This is a genomic window from Kitasatospora sp. NPDC051705 (assembly GCF_044453265.1).
Classification (GTDB): domain Bacteria; phylum Actinomycetota; class Actinomycetes; order Streptomycetales; family Streptomycetaceae; genus Kitasatospora.
The window spans coordinates 286,484-312,917 of sequence record NZ_JBITCO010000007.1 but is presented as its reverse complement, the minus strand read 5'-3'; the positions used below and the strand labels follow the sequence as shown (position 1 = coordinate 312,917).

The 26,434-nt window shown below is 72.4% G+C and carries 22 protein-coding genes; 8 read left to right on the top strand and 14 right to left on the bottom strand.

The annotated features are described in order from the left end of the window. The first annotated feature begins 651 nt into the window (after nt 1-651). Both ACIA8Q_RS12850 and ACIA8Q_RS12845 read left to right on the top strand, forming a co-directional pair. Nucleotides 652-3,714 carry a hypothetical protein gene (locus ACIA8Q_RS12850; RefSeq protein WP_360215359.1) on the top strand — a complete coding sequence of 1,021 codons (3,063 nt, stop codon included), beginning with the start codon at nt 652-654 and terminating at the stop codon, nt 3,712-3,714. Between the two features lie 216 nt (nt 3,715-3,930). Next, nucleotides 3,931-4,742 (top strand): IS5 family transposase gene (locus ACIA8Q_RS12845; RefSeq protein ID WP_396317168.1). Its coding sequence is split into 2 segments (ribosomal slippage): nt 3,931-4,282 and nt 4,282-4,742, totalling 813 coding nucleotides; the frame shifts between segments, so codons are not numbered across the junction. Between the two features lie 5 nt (nt 4,743-4,747). On the opposite strand, the gene ACIA8Q_RS12840 is transcribed toward ACIA8Q_RS12845, so the two are convergent. The 8 genes from ACIA8Q_RS12840 to ACIA8Q_RS12805 all read right to left on the bottom strand — a co-directional run bounded on the left by ACIA8Q_RS12840 (nt 4,748) and on the right by ACIA8Q_RS12805 (nt 11,752). Next, a complete protein-coding gene (locus ACIA8Q_RS12840; RefSeq protein ID WP_396317167.1) occupies nt 4,748-5,236 on the bottom strand; it encodes a hypothetical protein in 489 nt (162 codons plus the stop codon). Nucleotides 5,237-5,527: 291 nt separating this feature from the next. Beyond that, nucleotides 5,528-6,655 (bottom strand): glycosyltransferase, encoded by a 1,128-nt coding sequence (locus ACIA8Q_RS12835; RefSeq protein WP_360215356.1) that lies wholly within the window; start codon nt 6,653-6,655, stop codon nt 5,528-5,530. Nucleotides 6,656-6,707: 52 nt separating this feature from the next. Beyond that, nucleotides 6,708-7,349: a polysaccharide deacetylase family protein gene (locus tag ACIA8Q_RS12830; RefSeq protein ID WP_396317166.1), complete on the bottom strand. Its 642-nt coding sequence runs from the start codon at nt 7,347-7,349 to the stop codon at nt 6,708-6,710. A 620-nt stretch (nt 7,350-7,969) separates the two neighbouring features. After that, the gene (locus ACIA8Q_RS12825) at nt 7,970-8,383 is read right to left on the bottom strand and encodes a DUF2690 domain-containing protein (protein ID WP_360215350.1); all 414 of its coding nucleotides are present in this window, start codon (nt 8,381-8,383) and stop codon (nt 7,970-7,972) included. Nucleotides 8,384-8,640: 257 nt separating this feature from the next. Beyond that, a complete protein-coding gene (locus ACIA8Q_RS12820) occupies nt 8,641-9,174 on the bottom strand; it encodes a hypothetical protein (RefSeq protein WP_396317165.1) in 534 nt (177 codons plus the stop codon). A gap of 140 nt (nt 9,175-9,314) precedes the next feature. Beyond that, complete coding sequence (locus ACIA8Q_RS12815) at nt 9,315-9,824, bottom strand: protease inhibitor I9 family protein (protein WP_396317164.1); 510 nt, start codon at nt 9,822-9,824, stop codon at nt 9,315-9,317. Between the two features lie 128 nt (nt 9,825-9,952). Further along, on the bottom strand, nt 9,953-10,804 hold the full coding sequence (locus tag ACIA8Q_RS12810; RefSeq protein ID WP_360215341.1) for an NAD(P)H-binding protein: 852 nt from the start codon (nt 10,802-10,804) through the stop codon (nt 9,953-9,955). Between the two features lie 66 nt (nt 10,805-10,870). Next, on the bottom strand, nt 10,871-11,752 hold the full coding sequence (locus tag ACIA8Q_RS12805) for an SDR family oxidoreductase (protein ID WP_360215338.1): 882 nt from the start codon (nt 11,750-11,752) through the stop codon (nt 10,871-10,873). A gap of 105 nt (nt 11,753-11,857) precedes the next feature. Here ACIA8Q_RS12805 and ACIA8Q_RS12800 point away from each other — a divergent pair, with 105 nt between their 5' ends. Beyond that, on the top strand, nt 11,858-12,436 hold the full coding sequence (locus ACIA8Q_RS12800) for a helix-turn-helix domain-containing protein (RefSeq protein WP_360215335.1): 579 nt from the start codon (nt 11,858-11,860) through the stop codon (nt 12,434-12,436). A 102-nt stretch (nt 12,437-12,538) separates the two neighbouring features. Here the strand turns inward: ACIA8Q_RS12800 and ACIA8Q_RS12795 are convergent, their stop codons facing one another. The 4 genes from ACIA8Q_RS12795 to ACIA8Q_RS12780 form a co-directional block, all read right to left on the bottom strand. Continuing rightward, nucleotides 12,539-14,056 carry an FAD-dependent monooxygenase gene (locus ACIA8Q_RS12795; protein ID WP_396317163.1) on the bottom strand — a complete coding sequence of 506 codons (1,518 nt, stop codon included), beginning with the start codon at nt 14,054-14,056 and terminating at the stop codon, nt 12,539-12,541. A gap of 110 nt (nt 14,057-14,166) precedes the next feature. Beyond that, entirely contained in the window at nt 14,167-14,571 is a 405-nt protein-coding gene (locus ACIA8Q_RS12790) for a nuclear transport factor 2 family protein (protein ID WP_396317162.1), read from the bottom strand. A 149-nt stretch (nt 14,572-14,720) separates the two neighbouring features. After that, on the bottom strand, nt 14,721-15,596 hold the full coding sequence (locus ACIA8Q_RS12785) for an SDR family NAD(P)-dependent oxidoreductase (RefSeq protein WP_396317161.1): 876 nt from the start codon (nt 15,594-15,596) through the stop codon (nt 14,721-14,723). A 154-nt stretch (nt 15,597-15,750) separates the two neighbouring features. After that, nucleotides 15,751-16,329, bottom strand: a complete 579-nt coding sequence (locus tag ACIA8Q_RS12780) for a helix-turn-helix domain-containing protein (protein WP_360215323.1) — start codon at nt 16,327-16,329, stop codon at nt 15,751-15,753. Between the two features lie 714 nt (nt 16,330-17,043). Here ACIA8Q_RS12780 and ACIA8Q_RS12775 point away from each other — a divergent pair. Together ACIA8Q_RS12775 and ACIA8Q_RS12770 are read left to right on the top strand one after the other, a co-directional pair. Continuing rightward, nucleotides 17,044-17,433, top strand: a complete 390-nt coding sequence (locus ACIA8Q_RS12775) for a transglycosylase SLT domain-containing protein (protein ID WP_360215320.1) — start codon at nt 17,044-17,046, stop codon at nt 17,431-17,433. A gap of 271 nt (nt 17,434-17,704) precedes the next feature. Beyond that, a complete protein-coding gene (locus ACIA8Q_RS12770) occupies nt 17,705-18,202 on the top strand; it encodes a phosphoribosyltransferase (RefSeq protein WP_360215317.1) in 498 nt (165 codons plus the stop codon). A gap of 329 nt (nt 18,203-18,531) precedes the next feature. Here ACIA8Q_RS12770 and ACIA8Q_RS12765 read toward each other — a convergent pair whose 3' ends face one another. Together ACIA8Q_RS12765 and ACIA8Q_RS12760 are read right to left on the bottom strand one after the other, a co-directional pair. Next, nucleotides 18,532-20,214, bottom strand: a complete 1,683-nt coding sequence (locus ACIA8Q_RS12765) for a hypothetical protein (protein ID WP_396317160.1) — start codon at nt 20,212-20,214, stop codon at nt 18,532-18,534. A gap of 422 nt (nt 20,215-20,636) precedes the next feature. Then, nucleotides 20,637-23,549 carry a helix-turn-helix transcriptional regulator gene (locus ACIA8Q_RS12760; RefSeq protein WP_396317159.1) on the bottom strand — a complete coding sequence of 971 codons (2,913 nt, stop codon included), beginning with the start codon at nt 23,547-23,549 and terminating at the stop codon, nt 20,637-20,639. Between the two features lie 239 nt (nt 23,550-23,788). On the opposite strand from ACIA8Q_RS12760, the gene ACIA8Q_RS12755 reads away from it, so the two are divergent. The 3 genes from ACIA8Q_RS12755 to ACIA8Q_RS12745 all read left to right on the top strand — a co-directional run bounded on the left by ACIA8Q_RS12755 (nt 23,789) and on the right by ACIA8Q_RS12745 (nt 26,299). Further along, entirely contained in the window at nt 23,789-24,595 is an 807-nt protein-coding gene (locus ACIA8Q_RS12755) for a chitinase (protein ID WP_396317158.1), read from the top strand. 16 nt (nt 24,596-24,611) lie between these two features. After that, complete coding sequence (locus tag ACIA8Q_RS12750) at nt 24,612-25,406, top strand: thaumatin family protein (protein ID WP_396317157.1); 795 nt, start codon at nt 24,612-24,614, stop codon at nt 25,404-25,406. Nucleotides 25,407-25,474: 68 nt separating this feature from the next. After that, the gene (locus ACIA8Q_RS12745; protein WP_360215299.1) at nt 25,475-26,299 is read left to right on the top strand and encodes a glycoside hydrolase family protein; all 825 of its coding nucleotides are present in this window, start codon (nt 25,475-25,477) and stop codon (nt 26,297-26,299) included. The last annotated feature ends 135 nt before the right edge of the window (nt 26,300-26,434 follow it).

Genomic DNA, 26,434 nt, shown 5'->3' with positions numbered 1-26,434 from the left:
ACCGGCGCCGGGAAGCAGACAGCCGCGAAGACCGGACATCCTGGGATGAGACAGGTACAAACCGCACCCCGCCCCACCTGCACCCCCGTCCGACCTGCAGACCTCAGCCGCATCTACAGTCGCTTCCGCACCATGCCCGCGCACTTCGAGAATCGCCCTGTATCCGGGCCAAAAAGATGAAAACGACCTCTTACTGATCGTTTCAGAATGAGATTCGGAGATTCTGAAGGCAGGTGTTGCTGACCTCGGCCGAACGGGAGCTGGTGGCCGCGCTGGTCTCCGTTGCGGATGACAAGGCGTGGTGACTGGTGACACTTTGTGACCCCGTTCGTCCTGGAGGGCACCAGGCCGCATGTTCTCCGGCCTCGCCGGGTGTAGGCGCTGCGCTTCGTGGTCAGCGGGCATGTGGTGCTCGCGGCTGAGGTCCGGCACCCGGGTACGCGGGTGAACAGTTCATGCGGCGGGCGCTGCCGGAGGGCCGTTGAGTCGGGCGCCGATTCTGGCCAAGTTCGTTGAAGTGTGCCGCTGTTGTGATCGGGCTGTGTAGTTTCGAGCGGTCCGGAAGGTGTCATTTCGCCTAGGGGTCAGGTGCTCCACGTCCTGGCGGCCCTACCGGCATCTCCCTCATCTTCTTCGCAGACGGGAATCGTGATGACCACCCCGAGCACCGGAACACCTGCCACCACACCGGCGACGCCCCCGGCGAGCACGACGACCCCCGCCGGTACGTCGCCCGGGTACGAGATCGACAAGGCGATGCTCGACGGCGCGACGCCGAAGGACCTGCTTCCGACCACGGGCAACTACCCGGTGGAGATCGTCAGATACCGCTCGGTGGTGCTCACCGACATCCCCGGGGCGAAGCCGGCGCGCAAGCTGACCGGTGCCATCGACCTCGGGGAGGAGAACCTGCCGTTCTACGACCGCCCGGCCGAGGGCATGATCGTCACGACGGAGCAGACCTGGTCGGCCCAGGGCGTCACGCTCGGGCGGTTACTGCACAGCCTCGCGCTCGCGCCCGGCGAAAGCACCAAGGTCGCCGTCGTCGACTGGCAGCGCAGCACCAAGGCCACCGGCACCGAGACGACCGCCGAGAACGACACGCTGTCCGGCACCAGCGACCAGAACCGGTCGATCAGCGAGGTCGCGAACGCGATCTCTCGTGAGGAGCAGTTCGGCACGTCCAGGTCGTCGCAGTCGAGCAGGTCGTCCAGCTCCGGTGGCAGCGCCGGAATCGCGTTCTTCGGCCTCGGCGCCGGCGGCAACTGGAGTGATTCGTCGAACTCGGGCTTCGCGACCTCGGTGTCGCGCTCGACCGGCGTGAAGTCGGTCGCGGCCGAGGCGACGCAGCGCATCAGCGAGCGGACCCAGCAGGTGGCGACCGCGGCCCGCAGCCGGAACATGACGGTCGTGCGCGAGACGACGCAGTCGGAGAAGGACCAGGTCGTCACCCGGGTCGTCACCAACTACAACCACATGCACGCGATGTCGGTGCAGTACTACGAGGTCGTCCAGGTCTACAACGTGACGACCAAGCCGACGAAGCTGGAGCGCTGTCTGTTCATCCCGCTGCAGGAGCTCACCTTCAACTACACCAGCCTGCAACGGTACAAGGAGGTGCTCGCGTCGGTGGCGCCGACCGACTGGGCGGCGAAGATCCGGGCCGCCAACCCGTTCGACACCACCGTGCGCAAGCTCGACGCGTGCACGGCGCCGGAGACACCGGGGGGCGCCGTCTTCGACGGGGTGGAGCTGGCCGACATCGCCGCTTCGGCCATGGGCGTGTACGGGGTGCGCAGGTTCGACGGCACCCCGGTCCGGTTCGATCCGGTGGCCCGGCAGTGGAACCCGCTGCCCACCACCGGGCTGGACGGTGAGCTGATCCGCATCGCACCGGGCAAGAGCATCGTGTGGGCGATCAGGGCCGACAACGAGGTCGTGCACTTCGACGGGACGGCCTGGCGGCGTGACCCGAACGGCTGGGCGGGCCGGAGCCTCGCATGCGGTCCGGACGGCACGCTCTACCTCATCGGCATGGACAGTTCGATCTACCGGCGCGACCTGAACGGCACATCGCTGAACCTGCAAATCACGGCGGACGACGTCGCCGTCGTCGGCAAGGACAAGGTGTGGTACTGCCGGGAGGGGCGGACCTGGGAGCGCACCGGCACCACCTGGACGGAACGGACCCCGGCGCCCAACGTGAAGCGCCTGTCCGCCGGCCCGGACGGCTCGCTCTGGGGCATCACCGCCAACGGCAAGGCCGTGGTGGTCGAGGCCGGCGCGACGACCTGGACCCCTCCCAAGCACCAGATCCTTGCCGACCTCTCGTCGGTGACGGACTTCGTCACATCCACCAGCGGGGACCACTGGGCACTTCTGAACAGCGGGCTCATTCTCCGGCTCCTCACCGTGGAGCGAGACGCGCCGATAGCCTTCGACGCCCCGCCGAAGGCCGACTCCCCCTACGCGTCCAAGATCGACGTCTGGTACGACGAGGCCGGAATCCGCACCATCCAGGTGGTCTTCCAGGGCCAGGTCTTCCGCTGCGGCGACACCCGCGGCTCCGGCGTGCAGCAACGCGCGTCCTACACCTTCGGAGGCGCCGACAAGCTGCTCTCCGTCGACGCCTGGTTCGGCACGGCCGCCCGTGGCAGCCTCGCCGGGCTGCGCCTGACGATGGACTCGGGCGTGGCCAACTTCGGGATCGCCTCGACCACCACCGCCGCGCCCGACATGACCGAGGACGCCGGCGGTGCGGCCATCTGCGGGCTGTTCGGTTCGACGGTGAGGTCCGGCACCCGCACCTACATCGCGTCGCTCGGCTTCCACGTGCGCGGCGGGAACGTGCCGCAGACGGTCCTGGACCACCTGAACGACAACCGCCGCCACTACAGCCAGGCCGTCTGGGCCAACGCGGACGAGCTGACGCTCAGCCGCATCCTCGCCAACTACTCGTACACGCCGGCGGGTTCGAACGCCGCACCGGTCCTGCTCGGCACCTTGCTGGACCCGAAGCCGATCGCCGCCACCGGCAACTACCTCGGCTTCCGGTGGAACTTCGGCAGCGAGCAGGAACGAGAGGCGTGGACGAAGGCCCGCCAGCCCGGCGACGCCACGTTCGGGGCGCCGGTGACCAACACGATCGCCATCGCCACCAAGGGCGTCTTCGCCGAGGCCGTGCTCGGCCGGGCCAACTCGGCCGAGAAGATCGACCTCACCCGTTTCTGGAACTGGAAGGACTCGCCCATCCAGATCACACCGGCCGACATCGCGCCGGTCGCCACCGGAACGCGCGCGAAGGACCTCGACACCACGGTGGCCGCTCTGGGCGCCAGCCAGGCGAAGTACTCGCAGCTGTCGGCCATGCCCGACCCGGTCGGCCTGAAGGCGGTGGAGACCATGACCACCGCGAACCTGTTCCGCGACATGAGCGGTCTCAGCACCATGAGCCAGGTGCTCACCAAGGGCATCGAAGCCGCCGCCGGCAACGACAAGGCCGCCGGCGAACGCGCCCAGGAGGCCCTGAAGACCGCCACCGAACACCTGCAGAAGATGGCCCAGATCGCCGTCGACGCCGCCGGCAAGGCAGCACCGGCCGCGGGCGGCGGCAACCTGAGCGCCCTCGGCGGCATGCTGAACCAGGGCGACAAGGCCGGCTCGGACGCCAAGGGCGGCTCGGAGACCAAGGCCGGCTCGGACGCCAAGTCCTAGGGACCGTGCAACGGCGGGTCCGCAGTGAAAGCCCGATCACCGCACCGCGCGGGTCCGGGCTGCCACCCGGACCCGCCCGTGATCCAAACAGCAACACCCATCACGTGGGCATGCCGGAGATCCACGGCTCGCACATCCTCTTCCAGCTCTGTCGTTCCGGAACGAGTTGTGCTGCGGGTCTTGCGATCGGCGATCTTGGTCGGCAGGGTGTCCCGGGTGCGTGCCGATCTTGTTCCGGACGGCCTGTGGGAGTGGGTGGCTCCGCTACTGCCACCCACTCCCGCGCGCCGCCGCCGCCATCCAGGGCGACTCCGTGTCCCGGACAGGGCGGTCCTCGCCGCCATCATGTATGTGCTGCGGACCGGCGTTGCCTGGCGCGACGTCCCCGCCGAGACCGTGGGCTGCTCCGGAGTCACGGCCTGGCGCCGTCTGCGGGACTGGACGGAGGCCGGCGTCTGGCCTCGCCTGCACAACGCCTTGCTGACCGAACTGCGCCGCGCGGGCTCACTGAACCTGGACGACTGCGCCGTGGATGCCTCACACGTCCGGGCCCCCTCAAAGGGGGAGACCATGTCGGCCCTTCGCCGGTCGACCGCGCCCGCCCCGGCTCCAAGCACCACCTGATCGTCGACCGCCACGGAACCCCGCTCGCCGTCACGCTCACCGGCGGCAACCGCCACGACGTCACCCAGCTTCTCCCGTTGTTGAACGCCGTCCCACCGATCCGGGGCCTGCGCGGACGCCCCCGACACAAGCCCCGGCGCCTGTACGCCGACCGAGGCTACGATTTCGACAAGTACCGTCGCCTGCTGTGGAAGCGCGGCATCAAACCATTGATCGCCCGACGCGGCGTCGCCCACGGTTCCGGGTTGGGCAAGACCCGGTGGGTGGTAGAGCGTGCATTTGCCTGGCTGCACCAGTTCAAGCGACTCCGCACCCGCTACGAACGACGCGCCGACCTCCATCAGGGCCTGCTCGAACTCGCCTGCAGCATCATCTGCCTCCGACGGCTCCGAGCGGCATTCTGAAACGGTCAGTTAGCCGGCCCGTGAATTGCCTCGGGAAGGCCGACAGCGAGCACCGCGTTCTGACCCTCTCGCCAGAGCTGCAGTGAATCACCGGACTTCTTCGCCGGAAGCGAGTTTCCAACCCCTTCTATTTTGACCGACATCGCCTTTTCTGAGCATCCGACGGTCGCGAATCGGAAGGGTTGCAACTGAGCGGACGCCGCGGTGTACTTCCCGTCGAGGACGGTCCCGGGGAATTCTTGGTGGGCGTCCGACGAACCCGCGTGACCGGCAGGCCGCGGCGCCCCGACAGCCGTCGGGGCCGTCGCGGTCGGCTCGGTCAGCGAGTCCGGCAGGAGCGCCACCTGGCAGACTCCGCCCCGCACCCACAGGACCACGTCGGTGCCCGAGATCTCGGCCACCCCGAGGATCTTCGCGGCCCCTTCGGAGGGCAGGAGGTCGATGCTGCGCTGGATGGGCACGCCGGCCTGCGTTGCGGCGAGTCCGTCCAGCACCCACGGCCCGTCTCCGCTTCTGGGCGCAGCGTCGCCACCACTGGTACACGCGGTCGCAAGGCCCGCAGTGAGGAGGAGTACCGTACCCGCGAGCCGGCCCGATCGCCGCATGCGCTGAACTCTCCTATTTCGCCCAGTGGTTGTAGCAGAAGCCTACCGGGTGGTAGGCATCGCCACCGCCGACGTAGCGGTCCCCGGCCGAGGTGTCGTAGACGTCGAAGGTGAAGTGGTCGAACAGCGGGTACGCCTCCAGGGTGCCGAACTTGCCGTCGGGTACGACCCACCGGGGGATCAGCGGCGCGCGGCGAGGTCGGTGTAGAGGCTGGTGAGCTCGTCGGCGACCTGGGAGATGTCGTACATGCCCACGACCGGTGGTGGCGCCAGGGGGGGTGCGCAGTCCGCGGCGACCGTGCACAGGCGGGAGGCGAAGCTGCGGCCGTCCGAAGGCGAGTAGTAGGCGTGTCCCGTCTGGTGAGGGGGGAGTTCAGCCAGTGACGGCCCGCTCGTGTAGACGAGGGGGAGGCCGGCCGCCAGGCCTTCCAGGAGGGACAGTCCGAAGGTCTCGACGATGGACGGGGCCGCGAGGACGTCCATGGCGGTCAGGAGCTGCGACACGTCGTCGCGCTCGCCGAGGAACAGGGTGCGGTGCGCCAGCTGCGCGTCGTGGGCCTGGCGGGTCAGGGCGTCGAGCTGCTGTCCCGCGCCCACCAGGAGCAGCCACGGCACCCGGCCGTCCGGCAGCACGTCCGGCATGGCGGCCAGTGCGTCGACGAGGACGTCGAACCGTTTGCCCGGAACCAGCCGGCCGACCCCGCCGATCACGAAGGAGTCGGCCGGGATCCGCAGGCGCGCGCGCACCTCCCGCCGGGACTTCGCGTGTTCGTCGGGTGTGGTCGCGAAGGCGGCCGCATCGATCCCGTTGGCGATCTGCCGGATCCGCTGGGACGGGACCCCCCAGTTGCCCAGGCAGTCCGAGACCGCACTGGAAACGGCCACGGTGCAGGTTCCGAGCCGCTCCGTCGCGGTGTACAGGAGCCTGACTCCGGCGGTCGTGTTGCGCCCTTCGATCGTGTCCTTCAGGAGTGAGTGCTCGGTCGCCACGATCGTCGGGATCCCGGCGAGCCGGGCTGCCAGTCGGCCGTAGACACAGGAGCGGTACAGGTGGGTGTGGACGATGTCGAAGCGTCCTCGGCGGATGAATTTGGTCAGTTTGAACAGTGCGGCGATGTCCCGGTTCCCTCGCATCGCCAGGTGGGTGACCGGGGTGCCGTCCTGTCGGATCCCCTCCGCCACCGCCCCCGGGTTCTCCAGGGTGACGACCTCGCAGTGGTATTCGGCCGGCATGTTCCGCAGCAGGAGCCGTAGTTGTTGTTCTGCTCCGCCTGCGGCCAGACCGGTGATGATATGAAGGATCCTCATTCTTATTGCTCCATGGCGGCGCTGGTTCGGATGCGGATACTGTTCTTCTGGTTCATCGCGGGGCGATGGCGAGGTGGCGAACCCGCTTGAGCGCGAGCCGCAGGGGCGTGTCGCGCTCGCCGACGAAGCAGCGTGGAATCGAATGGCCCGACGGCCGGATCGTCGCCTTGGTGGCACAGGCGTACCGGTACCCGGCCTGCTGGGTCATCGCGGAGATCCTGGCGTCGACCGAGCCGTACGGATAGCAGAAGCCGAGGACCGGCTTGTCGATGATCCGCTCGAGGGCCATCCGGCTCCCCGCGATCTCGGCCTCCGCCTCGCTGTCGGAGAGCTCCGGCAGGTGCCGGTGCGTGAGGCTGTGCGAGCCCACTTCGATGGTGGTGGAGGCCAGCTCCCTCACCTGCTCGACCGACATGATCTTCCGCTTGTCGGCGCCGCTGGAGAAGTCCCAGTCGTTGTAGCCGCCGAGCCGCTCGGCGATGACGAAAGCGGTGGCCGTGAAGCCATGCCTGTCGAGGACGGGCATGGCGTTGTCCAGGAAGTCCTCGAAGCCGTCGTCGAAGGTCAGCCCGACCAGTTTCTCTGCGGCAGGATCCCTGGACCGCATCAGCTCGGCCATGCTGACCCCCCGGAAGCCCTGCCGGGAGAGCCATTCCATCTGCACCGAGAACTGCGCCGGGGAGACGCAGATCATGTGAGGGTCGGATCTTGCCGTATCGATGGAGTGGTACATGAGGATCCAGGGCAGCCTCGGCATGTCGATCATCATTTCGTGTAGGCAGGGAATGGGCGGTGCGCCGCGGGTGGGCGGGCCTGCGCATGCCCTCCGTCGCCGTACTCTGCGACAGCCGCAGACGCCGCAGCGTCCAACGACCGCTCCCTGCCCGGGACACGGCCCGGGCAGGGGCCGCCCGGTCGGATCCGTCGTGCTCCTCCGGCAGGTCGGGACGCGGGGCGCCGGCGGCCTGTGCCGGGTGCGGGCGGGGCCGGAACGGCGGGCCGCCGGCGCGGGCGGGCGTCGACGTGGGGGTCGGTGAGGTGGGCCGCCAGCACCTACCGCCAGCACCTACCGCCCGTACCGCCGCAAATACCGCGATGCTGCGCCCGTGCACGTTCGGCACGGGCGCAGCATCGCGGCGGGGCATCAGGATTCCGACCGCCTGGCCGGTCGGTGGACGGCGGGTTCCGGAGCCCGACCGCAGTGTCCTCGAACGGATCGCCGTCGAGGTCGGTGGGAAGCGCCGTCACCCCCGCGCCTCGCCCAACGGGGGCGGGGGCGGGGGCGGCGGCGGGTACGGCGGCGGGTACGGCCGATCAGTACCAGCCGGTCCGGTACCAGCCCTTGGTGGAGGTGGAGCTGGCCTGCGACTGGATGTCCTTGTCGTTGACCATCGCGCTCCAGATGGCGCCGCCCGAGTACGTGGTGGTGGAGTAGTCGCTGGCCTGGCCCGGGTGGTTCTGGACCGCCACGGACTCACCGACGACCGCGTTCCTGTCCCGCGCCCACGCGGCCCGGCAGGACGGGCTGTAGCGCAGTTCCAGCGGGCCGTCGGTGGAGACGGTGATGGCGTCGTTGGCGCAGGTGGTGTTGGCCGGGTCCAGGCCGGTGCAGCTGCTGGCGTAGCAGCTGGTGGCGGCGGAGGCCGGGGCGGCCGCGAGGACCGCGCCCGACAGTGCCAGGGCCAGGGTGGCGCCGATCGTGGCGGCCTTGCGGGTGACGGAACGCATGGGGGTTCTCCGGACTGGTGCGTGATCAATGGATGTGCCCCCACTCTGGGGCCCCGCCGCACCGTCCCTCCACCGTCCCGGCGTCCCAGGGACGTTCCCGCTCGTCCCGGGAAGCGGGCCGGCTCCCGCGGGCGGTCGGGAGGGCGGTCCGGGCTCCGGGGCCAGGACCCGGCGGCGTTCGAGGCCCTGCCACAGGCCGGCCGAGCGCAGGCCTGTGCCGCCGCCGGATCCGGCGGAAGGGGGGCTTGGTTCTCGGGTCAGCCGGTCTTGACCCAGTCCTGGCAGGCGGTCGTCTTGAAGATCTTGTCGCCGGACTTGATGGTGATGGTGGCGGGGCCCTGCACGTTGTCGTTGGCGATGATGGAGCCGACGCCGTCGCCGCCGTTGTTGCGCTCCCAGTAGCAGATCCCGATGCCGCCGGCCTTGGGGCCCTTGCTCTTGTAGGTGCCGGGCTGGACGTCGACGCCGACCTCGTAGCTGCCGTCGCCACCGATCGTGTCGCCCTTGGGCTTGTCCGGCGTGCTCGGCGCCACGGGGGCCGCAGGGGCCTCGGCGGTCACGGTCATGGTGGCGGTGACGGTGGCGGCGGGAAGCGGGGCGGGAGCCTTGGCCGCCGCAGCGGGAAGGGTGACGGTGGCGGTGGCGGTGGGCGCGGCCGCCGGGGTGCTGTTCTTCTTGTCTGCGCCTCCCGCCGCGCCGACGGCGATGCCGACGATCAGGGCGGCGGGGGCGACGAAGCGGACCCTGCGGTAGACGGGGCGCTTGGAGTCGTTCTGAACGGGGTTGCTCATGAAGGACGTTCTTCCTCTGGTGGTGGTGCGCGGACAGCCGGCGCCACCCTTGCGCATCCGTGAGCGGCGGCGAGGGCATGTGATCGAACCGTGTCCCACCAGCAGAGGAATCGTGGCGCGAGTGGTCGGGGGTGTCGGGGTCAGTCGACGGAGTCCCACTGGTCGTCGCCGACGGAGAAGACCTCGGGGTCGCGGCGGAGCAGGTCGCGCTGGCGGTCGGTCAGCCGGGCGGCGAACGTGTGGATCTCGTCGTACGCGTGCAGCAGGGTGCCGTCCAGTCGGGCCAGCAGTGCGCCCAGGTCGCAGTCGTCGGCCACGGCGACGGAGTACTGGCCCACGACACGCGCCGAGGCGGGGACGCGCTGGTAGCGGGCGACGCCGCCGACGCAGTCGCGCTCGACGTACTCGACCTGGCGGTCGGCCCGGACTGCTGCGAGCTGATCCGCGGTCAGGTCCGCTCCCACGACCAGGCCGTGTCGCGTGCGGGCGGCGCCGGGGTCGACCCCGTGTCGGGTCAGGATGTCCAGGACGGACGGGAAGGCCGGCTCGGCGTGCGGCCAGTACCTGGGGTGGATCAGGAAACCGCGTTCCGACTGCGGCTGCCCCGCCGAGAACAGCGGCGCCTCGTACGCGCCCGGCACACGGTCCACGGTTCCCCCACACGCACACACGGGATCGGTATCGCGTACGGGAGTCTCCTACGGCGCCCGGCGCGACGGGAAGAGGGCCGGAGCGGCTCCGGCCGCTCCGGCCCTCTTCCCGTGGTCCCGCGGAGGGCTCAGCGGAAGTCGTCCGCGTGGTCGGCGGCCCACTGGGCGTAGGTGTGGGCCGGGGCGCCGGTGACCTTCTCCGCGATGGCGGAGGTCACGGCCGCGACGCCGTCGGCGGCGGCCCACTGGCTCACGATCGCCCCGGCCACGACCGGGTGCATGGTTCTGGCGACATCCGCGCGGGCCTGCTCCTCGGTGACGTGTTCCACCCGGATGCGGCGGCCGATGGCCTCGCCGATGTGCTCGACCTGGCGTTGCAGGGTCAGGGACTCGGCCCCGTGGACGGTGTAGGCCTGGTGCGAGTGGCCCGGCTCGGTCAGGGCGGTCACCGCCAGCGCCGCGATGTCCTTCTCGTGCACCGGTGCCGACTGTGCGCGCGGGTAGGGCAGCCGGACGACGCCGTCGGTGCGGATCGAATCGGCCCACCAGGTACGGGTGTTGGCCGCGAACGTCCCCGGCCGGAGGAAGGTCCAGTCCAGGCCGGAGCGTTGGACGGCCTGCTCGATGCTGCGGTTCAGGCGGGCGACGGGGTGGCCGGCGTCGGGGTCAAGGACGACCGCCACCGACGAGAGCAGGACGACCTGCCGGATCCCCGCGGCTGCGGCCGCCGCGACGACCTCGTCGATGTCGTAGGGCTGCTGGGGGTCGAGCATCCCGTAGAGGAACACCTTGTCGGCGCCGTCGAACGCTGCGGGCAGCGTCTCGGGACGCCCCAGGTCGGCGACGACCGCTTCGCACCCGGGCCGCACCCCCGCGGCCGGGTTCCTGCTGACTGTTCTGACCTGCTCGCCGGCGGCCAGCAGACCGTCGACCACGTGACGGGCGACGTTGCCGCGGGCGCCGAAGACGACTGTCGGCATGGTGGGGCCTCCTGCGTGTCGTGGACGTGAAGTGCCCTATGGGCACGGGTGGTTGCCGGTCGCCGGTCAGGGCTGGACGTTCTCCAGGTCCTCCAGGAGGCCCGGGTGCTTCGGCTCCCAGCCGAGCGCCTGGCGGGTGCGGGCGCTGGACGAGGGCTGGTCGGCCTTGAAGATCGGGCCGAGCGGGCCGTAGGTCTCCTCCGGCACCGACTCGACCGGCAGGCCCAGCCGTCGGCCGATGACGGCCGCGATGTCCCGCATGCCGTCCCCCTCGTCGGCGACGGCGTGCCAGGCGGTGCCGGCATCCGCCCGCTCCAGGGCGAGCCGGAAGAGGACGGCCGCGTCGAGCGCGTGGACGGCGGGCCAGCGCTGGGTGCCGTCGCCGGTGTAGCCGGAGATTCCGCTCCGGCGTGCGATGTCGGTCAGCAGACCGGCGAACCCGCCCGCGCCCTCGTTGTGGACCGTGCGCGGCAGGCGGACGGCCGTGCTCCGGACCCCGCGGGAGGCCAGGCCCAGGATCGCGGTGACGGTGCGGCCGCGGCCGCCGACCGGCCCGTCGGTCGGCACCGGGTCGGCCTCGGTGGAGGCCCGGCCGGGCACCCAGGGCGTACCCGAGGCGGTGACCAGGGGGCGGCCGGTGCCGACGAGCTCCTCACCGAGGGCGGTGAGGGCGGCGGCCTCTTCGGCGATGTTGCGGGCGAGGGCCTCGGGGCTGCTGAAGTCGTTGCCGAAGGCCAGGTGGATCACGCCGTCGGCCTGGGCGGCGCCGGAGCGCAGGACGTCCAGGTCGGCGAGGCCTCCCCGCAGCGGTTCGGCGCCGGCCGCCCCGGCGGCCTGTGCGGAGGCCTCGGAGCGGGCGAGCGCGAGGACGGTGTGGCCGTGGCCGAGGAGTTCGGCGACGACGGCGGACCCGATCAGACCGGTGCCGCCGGTGACGAAGACGCGCATGGAAACCCTCCACAAGTGATGGGACTCTTGTCCCGTCACTGTAGCAGTGACGGGACAAGAGTCCCATCACAACGGGACAAGGGTCCCGTCGCCTATGCTGAGCCCATGGGTCGATGGGAACCAGGTGCGCGTGAACGCCTCGTCGTGGCCGCGGTCGACCTGTTCACGGAGCAGGGGTACGACGCCACGACGGTCGCGCAGATCGCCGAGCGCGCCGGCGTCACCAAGAGCACCTTCTTCCGGCACTTCCCCGACAAGCGCGAACTGCTGGTCGCCGGGCAGGAGACGCTGAGCCGGCTGCTGGCCGAGGGCATCGCCGACGCGCCCTGCACCGCCAGCCCGCTCGAGGCCGTCGCCGCCGGTCTCCAGCGCGCCTCGACCGCCATGGGCCCCGGCAGCCGCGAACTCGCCCCCCGCCTGAAGGCGGCCGTCGCCGCCAGCACCGAGCTCCAGGAGCGCGACGCCCTCAAGACCGTCAGTCTCGCGGCCGCGATGACGACCGCCCTGCTCGCCCGTGGCGTGCCCGGCCCGACGGCGGCCCTCGCGGGAGAGCTGGGCGTCCTCGCGTTCAAGCGGGGGTACGCCGAGTGGGCCGAGGACGACCGCGGCGCCGAGGACGGGCTCGCCGGGTGCGCCCTGGCGGCCCTGGACGAACTGCGGGCGGCGAGCGCGTCGCTGGGCTGACCGGACGGGCAGGACCCCACGGCTCTTCGCGCCCGCCGCCCTCCCCCGCCGAGCCCTTGACACCGACGGAGCGGGGACGGCAGTGGGCTCACCCCGCCACGTTCAGCGACACAGGCCGCGCAGGGCGGTGAGGCAGTCCGCGGCCCGGCGCTGTGGGTCGGCCTCGGTACTGGCCCAGGCGATCCGGGCGTCCGGCCGGATCAGGACGGCGGTGACGTCCCGCCAGAGCGGGTGCGATTCCCCGGCGTTGACGGCCACCGTCCGCCGGTCCGGCCCGGGCGCGGGACACGGCGTCCGCGTCCCGGCGAGGTCCAGCAGCAGCGGCCGGCCGTGGTGCATCAGCGGGTGGGGCGTGGGCGCGTCGGCCGCCGCCAGGGCGAGGCCCGCCAGCCGGGTGCCGGTCAGCGGGTGTGCGCCGGGTGCGGTGGCGGGCAGCGGGTCGTCGAAGCCGGCGATCCGGCGGGCCCACCGGCGGTTGGTCCGCGGGTCGGCCAGCGCCTCGGACCAGACCTCGCGCAGCGCGATCTGCTCCGGGCTCGCCGCCGCGAACAGGGCCAGTTGCGCGCGGGTGTTGTCGATGACAGCACGGGCGGCCGGCCGCCGCTCGGCCTCGTAGCTGTCGAGCAGGGCGTCGGGTGCCCGGCCCTGGAGGACGGCGGCCAGTTTCCAGCCCAGGTTGGCGGCGTCCTGGATGCCGAGGTTCATGCCCTGCCCGCCGGCGGGGAAGAACATGTGCGCCGCGTCCCCGGCGAGCAGGACCCGTCCGGCCCGGTAGTGCGCGGCCTGGCGGGTGGCGTTGCCGTAGCGCGAGAGCCACCGGGGGTTGCGGACGGCCAGGTCCCGCCCCAGCAGGGCGCGGGTCTGCTCGCGCACCTCCTCCAGGGTCAGGGGTTCGCCGGTGCCGCGGTGCATGGTGGCCGTGGACAGTCCCGCCAGCCGGTGGACGCCGTCGCCGATCGGGACGGCCAGGAACGAACCGGCCGGCCCGGTGGCGGCGAGCGGTGCGGTGGGCGGTGCGGTGGGCGGACCGTCGGGTTCGACGGCGGGTCCGGCGTCGGGTCCGGCGGCGAGTTCGACGTCGGCGAGCCATCCGGTCATGGTGGTGTCCTGGCCGGGGAAGTCGATGCCGGCCGCCTGGCGCACCGCGCTGCGGGTGCCGTCACAGCCGACCACCCAGCGGGCCCGCACGGTCCGGTGGGCGCCGTCGGCGCGCAGCACCACCTCGACGGCGTCCGGCCCCTGGGTGAGCGAGACGACCTCCTGTCCGCGCAGCACCCGGGCGCCCACGGCGACGGCGTGTTCCTCCAGGAGCCGTTCGGTGACGGACTGGCCGAGCCCCAGCATGAACGGGTGCACCGCGCCGACGGTGGAGAAGTCCAGCCGGGTGGTGGCCGCGCCGAAGTGGCCGGTCGGCACCGGGGTGCCGCGCTCGATGAAGCGCTCCGCGAGGCCGCGGGTGGCGAAGGTGTCCAGCGTGCCGGCCTGCATGCCGACGGCGCGCGAGCGCCCGTCCGGTGCCGTCCGGCGTTCCACGACGGTCACCTCCACGCCGTGCAGGCGCAGCTCCGCGGCGAGCCAGAGCCCTACCGGGCCGGCCCCGGCGACGAGTACGTCGAGCATGACAACGTCTTCCTCTCACTGGTGGGTCGGTGCGGCCCGGCGGCGGCGCGCCCGTGCGCGGGGCAGGGCGGGGCGCGCCGTCGTCGGGGCGCCGGGTGGGCGAGGGCCGTTCAGCGGGCGCTGCCGAGGTTCCGGTCGTGGTCGGCGCCTTCGAGCATGAGGGTGGTCTCCTCGATGCGGCGGAAGCGGCCGTCGGGGGCGTACTCGGCGAAGAGGTAGACCTCGATGCGGACGGTGGAGCCGTCGGTCTTGGTGATGGTCATGGTGTGGCGGTCGGCGTAGAGGTCGCCGGAGGAGAGTTCGTCGTGGACCTCGACGGAGCCGCCGGCGACGACCGTGCGCAGGTGGGCGATGTGGGCGAGGAACTCGGTGCGGTCGGCCCACTCGCCGTCGGTGCGCTGGCGGTAGTCGGGGGCGAAGTGCCGGTCGGCGGCCTCGTCGAGGTCCAGGCCCGGGGTGAGGAGGAGGTCGGTGAGGGCGGTGCGGGCGTCGGCGCGGGTGCTGGCGGTGGTCATGGCGGTCCCCTTGGGATTCTTGTGTCGGCGCTTGAAAGTGCGTGCTTCGAGCACGCATATGCACCGTACTACAGATTGCGTGCTTCGAGCACGCTCATCCGGGAGGGGATCGCGGCCACCCGCTGCCGCGCGAGACGGCCCGCCGACCGTCAGCCTCCCGTCGGCGCCAGCCGGCGGCTGAGGCGCAGGACGTCGGCAGCCGTGCGCGGGTCGGTGCTGCCGCGGAAGAGTGGTACGGGGTGGGCCTCGGGACCGATGAGCAGTCCGGTGCGGCCCTCGAGGGCGGGGTCGGTCGCGGCGGCGATCGAGGAACGTGCGGCCAGCGAGGCCGGGCCGGCGGTGGAGCGTTCGAACCGTCGGCGGACCAGCGGCCACAGCAGGCGCAGCGGCGGGGAGACGATCGCGGGCGAGGTCATGGTGCCGTCGGTCATGGCCGTCGCGGCGCCGCCCGGGTCGGCCGCGAGGACGGCGACCCCGCTGCCGCGCAGGCGTTCGGCGAGGTCCAGGGCGTAGACGAGGTTGGCGAGCTTGGCCCGGCCGTACCAGTGGAACCCGTAGTAGCCGCCCGGCGGTTCGACGGCGGCGAAGGTGCGCCTGGCGAGGCCGATCGCCGACGAGCTGACGTTCACGATCCGGCTCGGTCCGCCGTCCCGGAGGGAGTCGAGCAGCAGCTCGGTCAGCAGGTACGGCGAGAGGTGGTTGACGGCGAAGGTGGCCTCGATCCCGTCGACGGTCCGCTGCCGCTGCGCGAACATCGCGCCGACGTTGTTGACCAGGAGCTTCAGCGGCCCCTCGGCGGCCAGGCGGGCCGCGAGGGTGCGCACCTCGTCGAGTGAGGCGAGGTCGGCGGCCAGGAAGCGCGGCCTGCCGCCGGTCGCGGCGGCGGCGATGCGCTCGACCGCGCGAGCGCCGCGCTCCGGGTCCCGCCCGACGACGGTGACGGCGAGCCCCCGCGCCGCCAGCCCCACCGCGGTCTCCAGTCCGATGCCCCCGGTCCCCGCCGTCACCACAGCCCGCTGCTCCATGGGCCCACCCTCCGATTCCGTGCGTTCAGCTCCTCGAAACGGATTAGTATCCGTTTTCATGCGGGACGCTAGCACACGATTCGGATAGCTATCCGTTTTCTGGGGCCGCCGAGGCAGCCCCGGACTGCCCGGAGGAGGTGGTCAGCGCGGAGGGTCAGCGCGGAGGACGCAGGCCTTCGACGAGGACGCCGAGATACACCTCGGTCCGCTCGGGCCCGTGCTCACCGGAGCGCAGCGCGTGCTCGACCCCGCAGAGCAGCCGGCGCACGTCACCGGGCCCGACGTCCCGGCGGATCGCGCCGGCCAGGCGCGCGCGGTCGAGCAACTGGGCCGTGGCACCGTCCAGTTCACGCTTCAGCTCGACGGTCCGGGCGTCCGTGTCGGCGGCCGACTCCAGCACGGCGGCGAACCCGGAGTCCTCCAGGGCCCGCGCCAGCGTGAACCGCAGCAGCCTCTGCAGGCCCGCGAGCGGATCCTCGTCCGCAGCCGCGGCCCGGGCCTCCTCGACCAGCTCCCGGAAGCGTTCGACGAGCAGCGCCTCCCACAGCGCGTGCCGGTTCGGGAAGTGCCGGTACACCGTCCCCACGCCGACCCCGGCCAGCCGCGCGATGGCGTTCAGCTGCAGCGAGTCGTCCCCCGCCGCCACCTGTTCCCGCGCCACCTGCAGCACCCGGGCACGGTTGCGCACGGCATCCGCCCGCAGCCCCGGCCCCTGCTCACCCGTCGATCTCACCCGGTCAGCATAGGCGGGCCGGCTCGGCTTCCCCCCGGACACCGACCCCATCGAGAAGTGGACGCTCGACAGCGACGACACGATCTCCGGCACCCCCACCGGCCCCCTGATCCACAAGGAATCGCACTCGAAGGTGCGCCTCAGCCTGAACAGCCACCACGGCACCCGGCCCGCGCCACCGGTTCGTCACCGACAGTCACAGCGGTGTGAGCTGGATCCCTTGGGGGCGAGTGCCTGGGCGCGGGGGCCCGTGACGGTTCTCACGCGCTCCACGCACCTCCTACCCTTCCTAGTGGACCGCCCCTCCACTCCGCAGCCGGCCCCGGCCCGGGCGGCCGCCGTCACCGCCACCATTCCGTGTCTGCGGCCGGGCCTCCGCTGTTTTCCCAGCTCAGACCGGTGAAAATCACCGCAAAAGTTCGGATCTGTCCTGGTTTGGCCATCGAGGCGACGGGTAGCGGCCCGCGTCCGACGCGCGTGTTCGCCCGGATCCGCTACGACGCCGCGTCGTAGCGGGCACCCCTTGGACCCGGCCTCCGACCCCGCTAACAATGGCTCAGTCGCCAGCTGCGGCGGCGGTTCGATCCGCTGCCGCAACTCCCGCCAGGTGGTCACCACCCGTGACCGCCCCGGTGCCGACTCCCGCCCGCCGGCCCTGTTGGGCCTGCCGAGCCGCAGGACGAGGCACCCCCACGATTGAGGTCGAACTCCCACATGCCCGTGATCTCCACCCGCATGCGCAAGTCCGCCGCCCTGCTCACCGCCGCCGTCGGCATCACCGCGATCGGCGCCGCCGTCGTCCCGACCGCCGCCTCGGCCACCACGCCGCAGGCGCTGGCCGCGAGCATCGTCCCCGCCGACCAGCTCGCCTCCTTCAACCAGATCATCTCCCACGAGAGCGGCTGGAACGTCACCGCGACCAACGCCTCCTCCGGCGCCTACGGCCTCGGCCAGGCCCTGCCCGGCAACAAGATGGCCTCCGCCGGCGCCGACTGGAAGACCAACGCCGCCACCCAGATCAAGTGGGCCTACGACTACATGAACGGCCGCTACGGCAGCCCGAACCAGGCCTGGGCCTACTGGCAGATCCACCACAACTACTGACCGGTCGCAGCGGCCCGCCGGTCACCCGCCGGCACGACTGCACGACTGCACGCCCCGCCGACGCCACGAACCGACCCGGGGCCGAACAGGACCACGGCCGAGGGGCCCGGTGCGCACACCCCGCGCACCGGGCCCCTCGGCGTGTCCGTGCCCGGCCGCGCGCACGGCCGGGCACGATCCGCCCCGGCCGGTCCCGGCCGCTCCCGGCCGCTCCCGGCCCTCAGCGTGCCGACGCTCGCCGCCCGGCCCGCCGTCCAGGACACTGAACGCCATGACTGATGTGCGCGAGATCCTGGATTACCAGACCTTCGGCCGGGCGGTGCGCGAACTCGCGCAGACGATCGCCGACGACGGCTACGTGCCCGATCTCGTCCTGAGCATCGCCCGCGGCGGCGTGTTCGTGGCGGGCGGTCTCGCGTACGCGCTGGACTGCAAGAACATCCACCTGGTGAACGTCGAGTTCTACACGGGCGTGGGCACCACCCTCGACATGCCCGTCATGTTGGCTCCCGTCCCCGCGGCGATCGACTTCACCGAGAAGAAGGTCCTGATCACCGACGACGTCGCCGACACCGGCAAGACGCTGAGGCTGGTGCACGACTTCTGCCTCGACCACGTCGCCGAGGTCCGCTCCGCCGTCATCTACGAGAAGTCGCACTCCCTGGTGAAGTGCGAGTACGTGTGGAAGAGGACCGACGACTGGATCGAGTTCCCGTGGTCGGCGGAGGGCCCGGTCGTCCGGCGCGACGGCCAGGTGCTCGACGCCTGACCGCCGGCTCGCCGGCCCTTCGACAACGGGAAGGGGGCGCTCGCCGGCTTCACGTGACACCACCGACCCCCAGCGCCGACCGGCCGGGCGGATCACCGGTCGGCCGAGGGGGCCGCCCGTCACCGGACGCCCGAAGGGGCGGCCGGGCTGTCGGCTGCTTCGCGTACCGCGGCGGCCGTGGCGATGGCGGGGCCGGCGAGTTTCCGTCGGTGGCCGGGCGTGGGGAAGGACACGGGCGGGACCAGCTGTCGAAGCGCTTCCGGACGGGTTCCGGCCTCGGGCCGGGGCGGCGCCCGGGTAGTGTTCCGGACGCCGCTTGGTGGCCGTGATCAGCTGGCGGGGGTGCCGACGGTGTTGGTGAGGTCGACGGTGGCCCACGCACCGTTGGGCTGCAGCGCGGTGAGGTTCAGGTGTCCGCCGTTGAGGGAGCCGCGCGAGTAGATCGCCAGGGTGCCGTCGGGGTCGGTGCTCGCGCTGACCGCGCCGTCGGTGGCCGGGGTGCCGACGAGGGTGTTCAGGTCGGTGGTCGCCCACGTGCCGGCGGCGGACTTGTAGGTGATCTGCAGGTGCCCGTTGTCCGCGTTCGCGGTGGCCACACCGACCGTCCCGTTGGTCTGCGTGAACGTCGACGGCGCACCGCCCGCAGAAGCAGGAGTACCGACGGTGTTGGTGAGGTCCACGGTCGCCCACGCACCGCTGGGCTGCAACGCCGTCAGGCTCAGGTGGTTGCCGTTCACGGACCCGCGCGAGTAGATCGCCAAGGTGCCGTCGGGGTCGGTGCTCGCACTGACCGCACCGTCCGTCACCGGAGTACCGGCCGTACCGGTCAGGTCGGAGGTCGCCCACGTGCCCGCGGCGGACTTGTAGGTGATCTGCAGGTGCCCGTTGTCCGCATTGGCGGTGGCCACACCGACCGTCCCGTTGGTCTGCGTGAACGTCGACGGCGCACCGCCCGCAGAAGCAGGAGTACCGACGGTGTTGGTGAGATCCACGGTCGCCCACGCACCGTTGGGCTGCAGCGCCGTCAGGCTCAGGTGGTTGCCGTTGACCGAGCCCCGCGAGTAGATCGCCAAGGTGCCGTCGGGGTCGGTGCTCGCGCTGACCGCACCGCCGGTGGTGGGGGTGCCGACGGTGTTGGTGAGGTCGCTGGTGGCCCAGGTGCCGGCCGCCGAGCGGTAGGTGATCTGCAGGTGCCCGTTGTCCGCGTTCGCCGTCACCACGCCGACGGTCCCGTTGGTCTGCACGAAGGCGGCCGGAGAACCGCCCGCCGCCGCCGGCGTTCCCACCACGTTCGTGAGGTCCGCCGTCGTCCAACCACCGCCCGCCAGACGCGCCGTCATCTGCACGTGCCCGTTCGCGGACCGGCTGAACGTGTAAGCCGTACCGTCCGCACCCGTCACCGAACCACCGTCACCCACGGCCGGCTTCCACGCCGGAGCGGGAGCGGGGATCGGGGTGGAGTCCTCGACGACGTTCTTGTAGCGCAGCGCCTTGTACTCGCCGTTGGGGTGCCCGTCGATCCTCGCCGCGTCGATCGAGACGCCGGTGATGTGCTTCACCGGGGTGGACCCGAAGGAGTAGTAGGAGAACTTGGTGTGGGCGGCGTCGTCCCACTTCTCGAAGAGCAGGACGTGGTTGTAGTAGGAGTTGAGGACGTCGCCGGCCTTGAGGTCGCTGCGGCTGATCTCCCTGGTGAAGCCACCGTCCACCAGCCCCTGGGTGTTCGGGCTGCTGCCCAGGTGCCAGGCCATGGAGACGTAGCCGGAGCAGTCGGTGCGGTAGGAGCGGCCCGAGGAGTCGAGGGCGGAGCCGCCCTGGCTGTAGACGAGGCTCTTGTTGTACCAGAACTGGGCGCGCTCGATGATCTCGGCGCGGGTGATCTGGCCGCCGACCGAGGAAGCCTGCGCGGCGGTGGCGGTGGTGGTGGTGACGGTCGTCGCGACGACGGCGCCGGACACGGCGATCGCAGCCGCCAGGGTGACGCGCAGCAGCTTCGAGGTCTTCGAGGACATGGGTGCACTCCGCAAGCGTGAGGAAGGGGTGAGGTCGGTGGGCGGGCGCCCGCGAGCCGGGCGTGGACGGCTGCCCTGCAGGAGCAGCGGTCGGGGGGCTGTGGGCAGACCTGCGCGGTACGGCGGCGGTACGGCCCTCGTGCCTGTTTGGGCGACGAGGGATCGGCGATGTGGGTCCGGCTCGCGTCCCGCGGTGACGCTTCGTTCGGCCCGCCTCCCGGAAGGGGTGCTCCCTGGCGGCGATCACTAGCTTCGTCGCAGCTCAGGGCGGGTGGAAGGGCTTTCGGATGGACGCAATCGTCCATGGCCCCTTCCGGCCAGCGGGGCCGAGAACGAGTTCGAACGCGGGTCCCCGGCCCCGTCCCTGTGTCAGGTCGCGTGCCAGGCGTACGCAGACCTCGGCGACACCCCGCGGCGAGTGGTCACCGGGCCGCGGGGCGGTGGCTGGGCCCCGGTGGCTGTTCTGCGGTGGCCGCGGCGACCTCGTGGCGTGAGCGGACGCCGAGCTTGCCGAGGATGTGGGAGACGTGGGTCTCCACCGTGCGGCGCGAGAGCAGCAGCATCGCGGCGATGTCGGGGTTGGACAGCCCCTGCGCGAGCAGGTCGGCGACGCGCTGTTCCGTCGCGGTCAGGGCGCCGCGGCCCGAGGCCGGCCGGGAGCGCGGCCCGCGGATGCCGGCGCGCACTCCCCAGGGGCGCAGGCGGGCGGCGGCGCGGCGGGCGTCCCAGACCGCGCCCAGCCCGGCGTAGAGCGCGAGGGCCTCGCCGAAGGCGGCGCGGGCCGCGGCGCGGTCCCCGGAGGCGGCCCGGAGCACGGCGAGGTCCTCCAGGGCGTTGCCGAGGTCGGGGGGCCGGTCGGCGGCGCGGTGGTGGTCGATCGCGACGCGCAGCCGGTCCGGGTCGTCGTGCAGCAGTGCCTGGCACCATCCGGCGGCGGCCCGGGTGGCGGGCAGCGGTTCGATGTGGGCGTTGCGCCGGCTCTCGAGCGCCGCGGCGCGGGCGGTGCCCCGGTCGTCCACGGCCAGGGCCAGGCGGACCAGGGCGACCAGCCACTCCGGGTGCCTCCGGACGTCGTACTCGTGGGCGCGGGCCAGCAGCACGGCGAGCACGTCGAGGGCCTCGCGGGGCCGGCCGGTGCGTTCGAGGACGAGGCTGCGGGCGACGATCCGGTAGGAGGCCGCCACGGGCCAGGTCGGCGGCGCGGCCTCGTCGTCCGGCGTCGCCGCGGCTTCCGGGTGCCCGGGTGTCTGCGGCCGGTTGTCGCGGCGGGCGCTGATCAGCGTGTGCAGGCTGTGCCGGGCGAGTTGCCAGCGGCCCTGCGGGAGGTCGGTGACCTCGTCCAGGACCGCCTGCGCGTCGTCCCAGCGGCCGTGTTCGTAGTGCCGCTCGGCGATCCTGACCAGGTTCATGGAGAGCAGCGTCGCCCCGGTCCGTTCGGCGACGGTGCGGGCGCGGGCCAGGGCCTCCTCCGCCTCCCGGGGGCGGCCGAGGCTGTCCAGTGCCACGGCCCGGTGGCCCAGCAGCATCAGCCGCAGGTCGACGGGTTCGGGGTCGTCGCCGATCTGCGCCAGTGCGAGGTCGGCCAGGACCAGGGCGCCGGGCTGGTCGCCCTCCCGGCTGCGGATCAGGGCGCCCGCGTTCAGGGCGTAGCCGACGGTGGTGGCGTTGTTGAGCCGCACCCCTTCGGCGAGTGCTTCGGCCATCGCCGCGCGGCCTCCGCCGAGCCGGCCCTGGAAGCCCCGGGCGAGCGCGAGCAGGGCCAGCAGCCCCGCGCGCCAGCGCGGCGCGAGCCGCGGGTCGCCGAGGGCCGCGCGCCAGTTCGCCTCCACGTCCTGGTAGCGGCCGGCGCGCAGCGCGATGCTGGTGAGCAACCAGCGGGCCCGGCCGGCGAGTTCGCGGTCGGAGGTCTCCAGCAGGATGGTCCGGGCCAGTTCCTCCGCGCGCTCGACGGGGCCGGTGCGGAAGTAGAGCGTCGCCAGCCGGTCGGCCAGCACGTGGTGCCTCGGGCCGTGCGCGTCCGTCTGCCGCAGGGCGTGTTCGAGCAGCTCGGCGGCGATCCCGGGGGCCCGGTCGGCCAGTCGCGCCGCGTTGTCGGCGAGCCACTCGCACTCCCGCTTCCACTCCCAGCCGTCGGCGTCCCGCACGGCCGGCAGGATCAGCTCGGCGACGCGTTCCACCGGCGCCCCGGCGGCGATCAGCTGCTGTGCCGCGTGCTGCAGGAGCCCGGTGCGCAGCGCGGGCGGCATGGCCTCGTGGAGGACTTCCTGCAGCAGGGCGTGGCGGAAGCGCAGCCGGGTGCCGGCGGGCTCCAGCACGCCCGCGCTCAGTGCCTCGTCCACCGCCGCCAGGAGGCGGCCACGGCCGGCCGCGTCCGTCGGGCCGAGGGCACCGCCCCTCGCCGCTGCCGTCAGGTCGGCCGTCGAGAACGCGGGCCCGAGCAGGGACGCGAGGCGCAGCATCTGCCGGGCGTCGGCGGAGAGGCAGGCCAGCCGGTCGGCGATCACGTCCGTGAGCGCCCGGAGCTCCCCCGTGTGGTGGCCGCCGGCGGGCAGTTCGACGGTGCCGGCGGCGCGGTGCAGGGATCCGGCGCGTTCCAGGGCGTTCAGCAACTCCCTGACGTACAGGGGGTTTCCGGCCGCTGAGGTGAGGCGTGCGGCGAGCCGGGGCCCTGCGGTCCCGCCGGTCAGTGCGCCGGCCAGCTCGGTCACGCTCGCCTCGCTCAGGCGGTCGAGGGAGAGCACCTGCCCGCCGTGGGGCGGGAGTTCCCGGCGCAGCCGCACCAGGGCCGGTCGGCTCGGGGCCGGTCGGCAGGTCCCGATGGCCAGCAGCGGCCGGTGGGCCGCGGTGCGGCAGAGGCGGCGCCACAGCAGCAGGGTGGCCTCGTCGGCCCGGTGGAGGTCCTCCAGGGCCAGGACGAGTGGCCTGGAGGTGCACAACCGGTCGATGCGGGTGAGGAGTTGTTCGGTGGCGGCCGTCACGGGATCGGTGGCGAGGCCGTGCCTGTCCCGGCCCGACCGGGCCTGCGGGCATCGACGGGCGGGTGCGGCCTGCGCGTGCCGGGGGTCGGCCGACGGCGGGTGCACGCCGAGGAGTCGGGTCATGGCCGAGAGCGGAAGCCGTTGCGCCAGTTCGTCGCAGTGCCCGAGGAGCACCGCGCAGCCGGCGGCCCGGGCCGCGGCGAGCGGGGCGGCGAGCAGGGCGGACTTGCCGATGCCCGGTTCGCCCTCGACCAGCAGGCTGCTCCCGCGGCCGGCCGCGACATCGGTGACCAGGGCCTCCAGCAGGGCCTGTTCGACGTCCCGTCCGGTCACGCCAACCATCTGCCGAATCAGCATGTACATGACTTTAACCAGGTCGGGTGCCGCGCCAAACGTCTCGCGCGTCACGCCCGGCTCGCCGAGGCGCCATGTCCCGACCCCGCACGGTGCTGCGGGATCTCCGTGAGGCTCACGGATGTCTGCGGGGATGCTGCGCCGGAGGATCGTCCGACAGCCGCGGCGCGGCCACCGCCGCACGAGCGGCGCTCCCCTGTCGCCCCACCCGGACACCCGTCACCACGTGAGGAAGGCCAGCCATGTCCTTTCGACGCTCAGCCCGACGCTCAGCCCTGAGGATCGCCGCGGCAGCGGCGGCCGTCTCGGCGATCGCCCTGCCCGCTTCCACCACGGCCTCGGCTTCCACCCCTGCCTCCGCCCCTGTCTCCTTCTCCGCCGAGTCGGCGACCGGAGCGGCGGGCGCGCCGGCGGCGGCAGCGGTGCAGGCCGGATTCATCGTGAGCAAGGCCCAGTTCGGCCGGATGTTCCCGAGCAAGAACCAGTTCTACACCTACGAGGCACTGGTCGGTGCGATGAGCGCCTACCCCGTCTTCGCACACACCGGGGACGACGCGCTCAAGCGCCGGGAGGCCGCGGCGTTCCTCGCCAACGTCAGCCACGAGACCGGCGGCCTGCGCTACATCGTGGAGCAGAACACCGCCAACTACCCGACGTACTGCGACACTTCCCGGTCCTACGGCTGTCCCGCGGGGCGGGCCGCCTACTACGGACGGGGTCCGCTCCAGCTCAGCTGGAACTTCAACTACAAGGCGGCCGGGGACGCCCTGCACATCGACCTGCTCCACAACCCGGGCCTGGTCCAGACCGACCCCCAGGTCGCCTGGAAGACCGCGCTCTGGTACTGGAACACCCAGTCCGGTCCCGGCTCCATGACGCCCCATCAGGCGATGGTCAACAGCGCCGGGTTCGGCCAGACGATCCGCAGCATCAACGGCGCCCTGGAGTGCAACGGCCGGAACCCCGCCCAGATGCAGGACCGGGTCAACCTCTACCAGCGGTTCGCCCAGATCCTCGGCACCTCCCCCGGCGCCAACCTGACCTGCTGAGAAGAGCGGAGACCCCATGCACAGGTTCCTGACCAGGCTCCTCGTCGCGGTGGCCGCCACCTTGACCACCGTGCTGACCGCCGTGGTCCCGGGCGCGGGCACGGCGGCCGCGGGTACGGCGGCCGCGGGCACGGCGGCGACGGCTGCTGTCAACCACACGGTGACGTTCGTCAACCACTCCTCGCAGACGCTGTGGATCGGCAGCGGCGTCAACGCCGACGGGTCCAAGCAGTTCGCCCGGCTGCCGGTCCTGGCCCCCGGGCAGTCGGCGACGGTGACGATCCCCGAGACGACCGCCCCCTTCCACTGGCGCGGCAAGTTCTTCGCCCGGCAGGGGTGCGGCGGCGCCCCCGGCAGCACCTTCCACTGCCGGGTGGGCGACTGCGGGGCGTTCGCCGACCACTGCACGACGGGCGAACAGCCCGCCAGTCTGGCCGAGTTCAACTTCGACAGCAAGGACGGCGCCGCGCCCTGGTACGACGTGAGCTACGTGAACGCCTTCTCGCTGCCGGTCACGATCACCCCGGTGAACGCCACCGTCCCGCCCGGCGGCGGCTGCGACACGCGGGGCTGCACGGCGAACCTGCTGCCCGCCTGCCCGCCCGCCGACCTGACGCGCGGGCCGGACGGCAAACCGCTGCTGTGCACCAACCCCAGCCGGGACACCCCCAGCGACTACAGCCGCGCGCTCAGCGCGAGGTGCCCCAAGGCCTACACCTGGTCCAAGCAGGACCAGGTGCCGGGCAACAAGGTGATGCAGCAGTGCAGCCACTGCAAGGGCTTCACCGTCACCTTCGGGCCCACCGCGTGAGCCGCCCGTCCCGCGGCCCCGCCACGGCCACGGCCGCGACCACGCGATCACGTGAGGAGAGGAGCACGGTGTCCCGTCGCCTACGCCTGTTCACCGTCGTGCCCGTGCTGTTCGCGGTCCTGACCGGGCTCACGGCCGCCGGCCCGGCCGACGCGTCCGCCGCCGTGAAGAAGAAGGGCGTCAGCGCCTGGAACTTCCCCGACGTCACCGGCGCACTGGCCGACGTCAGGGCCGGCTGGTTCTACACCTGGGCCTCGGACCGCCAGCAGATCAGGCCGCCGGCCGGCGTCGAGTTCGTCCCCATGATCTGGGGCGCGGCCTCGGTGACCGACGCCCAGCTCAACACGGCCAGGAAGGAGGGCAGCACCCTGCTCGGGTTCAACGAACCCGACCTGCCGGCGCAGGCGAACATGAGCCCGGCCAGGGCCCTCGACCTGTGGCCGCGGCTCCAGTCGACCGGGATGCGCCTGGGGGCACCCGCGGTCGCGGGCGGCGGCGACGTCGCGGGCGGCTGGCTCGACCAGTTCATGAAGGGCGCCGCCGCCCGCCACGAGAAGGTCGACTTCATCCCCCTGCACTGGTACGGCTCGGACTTCCGCGCCGACGCCGCGACCGGCCAGCTGCGCGGCTACCTCCAGGCCGTCTACAACCGCTACAAGAAGCCGATCTGGCTCACCGAGTACGCCCTGATCGACTTCTCCCACGGCACCCCGAGGTACCCGACGCAGGACCAGCAGGCCGCGTTCGTCACGAAGTCGACCGCCATGCTCCAGGGCCTGCCCTTCGTCGAACGCTACGCCTGGTTCACCCTCTCCGCGGACCGCGGCGGCAGCGGCCTCTACAACCGGGCGACGCCCAACAAGGTGGGCGCGGCCTACCGCGCGGCCGGCTGAGCACGGACCCCGCCCGGGCGGTGGGGGGGGGGGCCCCCCCCCCCCCCCCCGCGGGCGGGGGGGGGGGGGGGCGGGAGGGCGGGGCGCACCCCGCGGGCGGCCCCCACCGGGTTGGGGGGGGGGCCGGCCCCGCGG

What these genes read in the sequence shown, in the direction of transcription:
- ACIA8Q_RS12850 (WP_360215359.1), top strand. Translation starts at nt 652, where the DNA reads ATGACCACCCCGAGCACCGGAACACCTGCCACCACACCGGCGACGCCC.
- ACIA8Q_RS12835 (WP_360215356.1), bottom strand. Translation starts at nt 6,655, where the DNA reads ATGAGGATCCTTCATATCATCACCGGTCTGGCCGCAGGCGGAGCAGAA.
- ACIA8Q_RS12830 (WP_396317166.1), bottom strand. Translation starts at nt 7,349, where the DNA reads ATGATCTGCGTCTCCCCGGCGCAGTTCTCGGTGCAGATGGAATGGCTC.
- ACIA8Q_RS12825 (WP_360215350.1), bottom strand. Translation starts at nt 8,383, where the DNA reads ATGCGTTCCGTCACCCGCAAGGCCGCCACGATCGGCGCCACCCTGGCC.
- ACIA8Q_RS12820 (WP_396317165.1), bottom strand. Translation starts at nt 9,174, where the DNA reads ATGAGCAACCCCGTTCAGAACGACTCCAAGCGCCCCGTCTACCGCAGG.
- ACIA8Q_RS12810 (WP_360215341.1), bottom strand. Translation starts at nt 10,804, where the DNA reads ATGCCGACAGTCGTCTTCGGCGCCCGCGGCAACGTCGCCCGTCACGTG.
- ACIA8Q_RS12805 (WP_360215338.1), bottom strand. Translation starts at nt 11,752, where the DNA reads ATGCGCGTCTTCGTCACCGGCGGCACCGGTCTGATCGGGTCCGCCGTC.
- ACIA8Q_RS12800 (WP_360215335.1), top strand. Translation starts at nt 11,858, where the DNA reads ATGGGTCGATGGGAACCAGGTGCGCGTGAACGCCTCGTCGTGGCCGCG.
- ACIA8Q_RS12795 (WP_396317163.1), bottom strand. Translation starts at nt 14,056, where the DNA reads ATGCTCGACGTACTCGTCGCCGGGGCCGGCCCGGTAGGGCTCTGGCTC.
- ACIA8Q_RS12790 (WP_396317162.1), bottom strand. Translation starts at nt 14,571, where the DNA reads ATGACCACCGCCAGCACCCGCGCCGACGCCCGCACCGCCCTCACCGAC.
- ACIA8Q_RS12785 (WP_396317161.1), bottom strand. Translation starts at nt 15,596, where the DNA reads ATGGAGCAGCGGGCTGTGGTGACGGCGGGGACCGGGGGCATCGGACTG.
- ACIA8Q_RS12775 (WP_360215320.1), top strand. Translation starts at nt 17,044, where the DNA reads ATGCCCGTGATCTCCACCCGCATGCGCAAGTCCGCCGCCCTGCTCACC.
- ACIA8Q_RS12770 (WP_360215317.1), top strand. Translation starts at nt 17,705, where the DNA reads ATGACTGATGTGCGCGAGATCCTGGATTACCAGACCTTCGGCCGGGCG.
- ACIA8Q_RS12765 (WP_396317160.1), bottom strand. Translation starts at nt 20,214, where the DNA reads ATGTCCTCGAAGACCTCGAAGCTGCTGCGCGTCACCCTGGCGGCTGCG.
- ACIA8Q_RS12760 (WP_396317159.1), bottom strand. Translation starts at nt 23,549, where the DNA reads ATGCTGATTCGGCAGATGGTTGGCGTGACCGGACGGGACGTCGAACAG.
- ACIA8Q_RS12755 (WP_396317158.1), top strand. Translation starts at nt 23,789, where the DNA reads ATGTCCTTTCGACGCTCAGCCCGACGCTCAGCCCTGAGGATCGCCGCG.
- ACIA8Q_RS12750 (WP_396317157.1), top strand. Translation starts at nt 24,612, where the DNA reads ATGCACAGGTTCCTGACCAGGCTCCTCGTCGCGGTGGCCGCCACCTTG.